The sequence below is a fragment of the Microcoleus sp. M2_D5 genome (genome assembly GCF_036701935.1).
GTDB lineage: Bacteria > Cyanobacteriota > Cyanobacteriia > Cyanobacteriales > Microcoleaceae > Microcoleus.
In genome coordinates, this window is record NZ_JAUBRP010000134.1 from 1 (window position 1) to 4099 (window position 4099).

Genomic DNA, 4099 nt, shown 5'->3' on the forward strand with positions numbered 1-4099 from the left:
GGGACGCCCATCCCACTTTCAAGAGTGGAAGTTATTTAATTCTCATTCCTAAGTCATAGGTTGTGGATAATATGGAACTAAAGCTCTGAAAATACTACACTGGCTGTGGGGGGCAACATACCGGATACCTTGGGAATACCAAGGGCTTTGCTTTCGTCAGCCCAGAAAAGTCCAAACACGCAGGCCCTGCGATCGCCAATGCTAAACAACCTACGTCTCAAACCTCTCCTGGCTAGTTGCCTATTAGCACCGTGAGGAGGGCGACGCCATGCAACTCCGAAAAAAAACACTATTAATCATCGGTGCAGCGCTGATCAGCCTGATTGTGGTTCTCTATGCCACTGCATCAACTATTTTGCTGCATGATTTTCACAACCTGGAGGCACAGTACGTCCGCCAGGATGTCGCACGGGCTTTGGACGCATTAGATGACGACTTGTCGAATTTAGACACCAGCGCCCAAGATTACGCCGAGTGGGACGATACTTACTCTTTTGTCCAAACACGGAACGAAAATTTTGTCAAGTCAAATTTCGTCGATTCGACATTTATTTACTTGAGACTAAACTTATTGGTGCTGCTGGACTCCAACGGTAAGACAATCTTCAGCAAAGGTTTCGACCTTAAATCCCAAACAGAAATCCCGATTCCCGAAAGCTTAAAACAGCACTTGACCGAGGCGCTACTAGACTCACCGACAGTCGATGCCGATCGCCGGGCCGGCAAAACAGGCGTCCTCACCCTGCCAGAAGCCCGACTGCTGATTGCCGCCAAGCCCATCTTCAACAGCAACGCCCAAGGCCCGTCGCGGGGGACGCTGATCTTGGGACGCTACCTCGACAGCAGCGAAATCGGTTTGCTTTCAGAACTGACTCACCTGTCAGTGGATTTTAGATTGCCGAGTTTAGATTTTAAAGTGGGAGCCGCGAACTATTCCGGGCAGGGCGCGAAGGCGATTGCTCGATCGAGACAGGAGTTGGAAAATGTCAAACTCAAAATTTCCAACCTCAAATCAGTAGAAATTTTAGTCGAGCCGCTCAGCGACACCTTAGTCGCAGGATACGCCCTGATTCGCGACATCCACGGCAACCTAGCCCTGCTGCTGCGAGTAGAGACCGATCGCATCATTTACAGTCAAGGTCAGGCTACCTTGGAGCTGTTTACCTTATCAATACTGGCAGTAGGTTTAATATTTAGCGCCATCGCCCTGCTGTTGCTAGAAAAATTAGTTTTGGCGAGATTGGCTTCCTTGAGCACCAGCGTCAGCAACATCGCAGCCAACGGCGATCCAAGCTTGCGCGTTGATATTGCCGGAGAAGATGAACTCGCAAGCTTGGCCGACGCCATCAACCGAATGCTAGAAGCATTGGGCAATTCTCAAGTCGAACGCAATGAAAGCGAAGACCGCTATCGGTTGATGGCCGAAAACTCAACCGACATGATCACCAGACACGACCCCACAGGCGTGTTTGTTTACGTCTCCCCCGCCAGCAGGGCTTTGCTGGGATACGAACCTTCGGAACTCATCGGCCGCGTCCCCAACGATTATTTTCACCCCGACGATTTAGAAATCATTGCCAAAGCTCACTGGAAAGTCCTGGCGCTCCCAGTTACTTACACAGTCAGCTACCGCATCCGCCGCAAAGACGGCAAATACATTTGGTTTGAAACCACCGGCCGCACGATCAGCGATCCCCAAACCGGCGAAGTGCAAGAAATTATCGGCATTTCCCGCGACATCAGCGTGCGGAAGCAAACAGAACAAGAACTGCGAGAAAGCGAAGCTGCCATCAAAGCTTTGTACCAAGTGACTTCGGCTCCCCGTACAGACCCGCTCAACCACCTCTCTACCTTTGATTTGCGCCTCCAAGAACTGCTGGGAATGGGATGTCGGCATTTAGGCTTGTCGGTGGGAATTTTGTCCTGCATTCAAGGCGACAACTATCAAATAATGGCTGTTGAGTGTCCCGACGGGTCGATCGTCAAAGACCAAATCTACGATCTGGAAAAAACTTTCTGCGTCGCTACGGCAATGGCAAAAGAACCGATTTACTTCGAGTCGGTGCGATTTTCGGGTTTGTCCTTCAACACGCACGATCGAGCTTTCCCCATCGAAGCTTACATGGGCATTCCAGTCACCGTGGGAGGTGAAGTTTACGGTACTCTGTGCTTCTTTTCTCCGACTCCTGTAACAGAACCGTTCCGAGCTGTAGACAGAGAGTTGGTGAAACTGATGGCTCAGTGGGTGGGAAGCGAACTCGAACGCCAGCAAACTGACGTAGATTTGGCAAAAGCTCGCGATCAAGCACTGGCGGCTACTAGAGCCAAAAGCGAATTTTTAGCCACCATGAGCCACGAAATTCGCACTCCGATGAATGGAGTCATCGGCATGACCGGTTTGCTGCTGGATACCCCCTTAACTCGCGAACAGCGCGATTTTGTAGAAACTATCCGCAGCAGCGGCGATGCGTTGCTGACGCTGATCAACGATATTCTAGATTTCTCGAAAATTGAGTCGGGCAAATTGGACTTGGAGGAACATCCGTTTGACATCCGCACTTGCATTGAGGAATCTCTAGACTTGGTAGCTGCTAAGGCTGCAGAAAAAAAACTGGAAGTGGGTTACTTGATCGATCGTACAGTACCGGCAACGGCGATCGGCGATAGCACCCGCTTGAGGCAAATTTTAATCAACTTGCTCAGTAATGCGGTTAAATTTACCGACGCTGGAGAAGTGGTGGTTTCGGTGACTGCCAAAAAGATTTCAGTGCCGGCGACTAACGCTAAAGAACCGCCGTTAATTGCTGGCGAACCGATAGCAATTAACCCAGCATACGAAATACATTTTGCGGTCAAAGATACCGGTATTGGCATTCCGAGCGATCGCATGGATCGGCTATTTAAATCTTTCAGCCAGGTTGATTCTTCAACGAGCCGACAGTACGGCGGTACCGGATTGGGTTTGGCAATTAGCAAGCGTTTGGCCGAAATGATGGGCGGCCGGATGTGGGTAGAAAGTATGGGTAGTGTCGCAGGCAATCCTCCTGCCGATTTTAGATCGTCGGCAGTTTTAGATTTGGGATGGGCAGAATCTTGCGAAATTGCCGAAACACATGGCTATGGCAAATCTGTACTCAGCAACAAGCCTCCGCGTCAAAATACGAAATCCGTGGGCTCTAGTTTTTATTTTAGTACGATCGTTTCGGGCTGCAAGAATTCCTTACCACTTAACTTGAGCAATTCTCAACCTGAATTAGCTGGCAAGCGAGTCTTAATTGTCGATGACAATGCTACCAACCGCAGAATTTTGACTCTCCAAGCTCAGTCTTGGGGAATGGTGGCTAGGGCTTCAGCTTCGGCTCGTTTGGCTTTAGATTGGCTGGCTGCTAAAGAGGTGTTTGACTTGGCAGTTTTGGATATGCAAATGCCGGAAATGGACGGGTTGGCTTTAGCGGCGCAAATTCGCCAATATCCTGATTGCGAAAAGTTGCCGTTAGTGATGTTAACTTCGATCGGCAGGCAAGAAATTAACCATCCTGCTATGGAGATGGAGTTTGCTGCTTTTTTGAATAAACCCATCAAACAATCTCAGCTTTACAATGTTTTAATCAATATTTTTGGAGAACAGACAACGGAATTTAAAGGGCAGCGCACCAGCGGGCTTTTCTTGCAAACCATACCGGTGCTGGCCGAGAACTTACCCCTGCGGATTCTGTTGGCTGACGATCATTTGGTGAATCAGAAGGTGGCTTTGCAAATTTTACAGCGGATGGGGTATCGCGCGGATGTGGCGGGAAACGGTATCGAAGTGCTCGAAGCTTTGCGCCGCCAGCCTTACGATGTGGTGCTGATGGATGTGCAAATGCCGGAAATGGACGGACTGGAAACTACCCGCCGCATCCGCGAGCAATTTTCAGCAGATTTAACTGTAGAAAATGACACGGGAGAATCAGAACTTTCCGCAACTGATGAGCAATCTAATAATCGAAAATCGAAAATCGAAAATCCCCCATTGACTGACGAGGAATCTAACAATCGAGAATCGAAAATCGAAAATCAAAAATCGACTGATGAATCTAACAATCGAAAATCGAAAATC

At 49.2% G+C, this 4099-nt stretch carries 1 protein-coding gene; it reads left to right on the forward strand.

The annotated features are described in order from the left end of the window. Positions 1-268: 268 nt before the first annotated feature. Positions 269-4099, forward strand: a 3831-nt coding sequence (locus QUA50_RS28590) for a response regulator (protein ID WP_333392292.1), incomplete at its 3' end; no start/stop codon positions are given.